Origin of the sequence: Promicromonospora sp. NPDC060204, from assembly GCF_042728455.1 — a bacterium.
Classification (GTDB): Bacteria; Actinomycetota; Actinomycetes; order Actinomycetales; family Cellulomonadaceae; genus Promicromonospora.
The window spans coordinates 23,762-25,914 of sequence record NZ_JBHWZO010000068.1; the positions used below are offsets into that span (position 1 = coordinate 23,762).

Sequence of the window (2,153 nt, forward strand, 5' to 3'; positions counted from 1 at the left end):
TCAGAGTGGTATTTCAACAATGACTCCACCCGAGCTGGCGCCCGAGCTTCACAGTCTCCCACCTATCCTACACAAACCGCACCGAACACCAATACCAAGCTATAGTAAAGGTCCCGGGGTCTTTCCGTCCTGCTGCGCGTAACGAGCATCTTTACTCGTAGTGCAATTTCGCCGAGTTCGCGGTTGAGACAGCGGAGAAGTCGTTACGCCATTCGTGCAGGTCGGAACTTACCCGACAAGGAATTTCGCTACCTTAGGATGGTTATAGTTACCACCGCCGTTTACTGGGGCTTAAATTCTGGGCTTCGCCGAAGCTAACCCGTCCTCTTAACCTTCCAGCACCGGGCAGGCGTCAGTCCGTATACATCGTCTTGCGACTTCGCACGGACCTGTGTTTTTAGTAAACAGTCGCTTCTCCCTGGTCTCTGCGGCCCTCCCCGCGTCCCCCAGCAAGTGGGTTAACGGTTCAGGCCCCCCTTCTCCCGAAGTTACGGGGGCATTTTGCCGAGTTCCTTAACCACGATTCACTCGATCGCCTTAGTATTCTCTACCTGACCACCTGAGTCGGTTTAGGGTACGGGCGGCTAGTCCCTCGCGTCGAGGCTTTTCTAGGCAGCATAGGATCACCAGATTCCCGCATACACGGTCACTATCAGCTCTCACCCTTATATGACACCCGGATTTGCCTAGGTGTCGGGCTACAACCTTGGACGTGGACAACCATCGCCACGCCTGGCTACCTTCCTGCGTCACCCCTGTTAACACGCTTACCTACTACCGGATCAGGTCCCACGCCTCCCCACCAGTGAGACCCGAAGGTCTCGGCGGTGGCTTGGGGTGGTTAGTATCACCGGGCTCGGTATGGGCGGTACTTCGCCGGTAGGAGAATATCAACTCCTTGTCCATCGACTACGCCTGTCGGCCTCGCCTTAGGTCCCGACTTACCCAGGGCGGATGAACCTGGCCCTGGAACCCTTGGTCATTCGGCGGACGGGATTCACACCCGTCATTCGCTACTCATGCCTGCATTCTCACTCGTGTAGGCTCCACCGCTAGGTCACCCTGCGACTTCACTGCCCACACGACGCTCCCCTACCCACCCACACACCTGAACACACAGAACAAGTCTGGTGCTGGGCTTGCGATCAAACGCAATGTGAGTGCCACGGCTTCGGCGGTGTGCTTGAGCCCCGCTACATTGTCGGCGCGGAATCACTTGACCAGTGAGCTATTACGCACTCTTTCAAGGGTGGCTGCTTCTAAGCCAACCTCCTGGTTGTCTGTGCAACTCCACATCCTTTCCCACTGAGCACACGCTTAGGGGCCTTAGCCGGTGATCTGGGCTGTTTCCCTCTCGACCACGGAGCTTATCCCCCGCAGTCTCACTGCCGCGCTTGCACTTACCGGCATTCGGAGTTTGGCTGACGTCAGTAACCTGGTGAGGCCCATTAGCCATCCAGTAGCTCTACCTCCGGCAAGAAACACGCGACGCTGCACCTAAATGCATTTCGGGGAGAACCAGCTATCACGAAGTTTGATTGGCCTTTCACCCCTAACCACAGGTCATCCCCCAGGTTTTCAACCCTGGTGGGTTCGGTCCTCCACGACGTCTTACCGCCGCTTCAACCTGCCCATGGCTAGATCACTCCGCTTCGGGTCTAGACCCGGCGACTATGGACGCCCTATTCGGACTCGCTTTCGCTACGGCTTCCCCACACGGGTTAACCTCGCCACCGACACTAACTCGCAGGCTCATTCTTCAAAAGGCACGCAGTCACCCCTACCAAGGAGGCTCCGACGGATTGTAGGCACACGGTTTCAGGTACTATTTCACTCCCCTCCCGGGGTACTTTTCACCTTTCCCTCACGGTACTTGTCCGCTATCGGTCACTAGGTAGTATTTAGGCTTAGCAAGTGGTCTTGCCAGATTCACACGAGATTTCACGGGCCCCGTGCTACTTGGGATCCCCTCCACCAGGCCGCACCATTTCGTCTACGGGACTCCCACCCACTACGGTCCGGTATTCAACCCGGTTCGACTATGACACGACTTTCTTACTGGCTACCAGACTGTCAGATCTGGTCAGAAGGTCCCACAACCCCGCACACGCAACGCCTGACAGCTTGACACGCATACGGTTTGGCCTCATCCG

1 rRNA gene (cut by a window edge) is annotated in these 2,153 nt (G+C 56.8%); it reads right to left on the reverse strand.

The features are described 5' to 3' along the window. Positions 1-2,153: ribosomal RNA gene (locus ACFWEJ_RS11245) — 23S ribosomal RNA — on the reverse strand (its annotated part extends 916 nt beyond the left edge of the window); the annotation flags it as partial.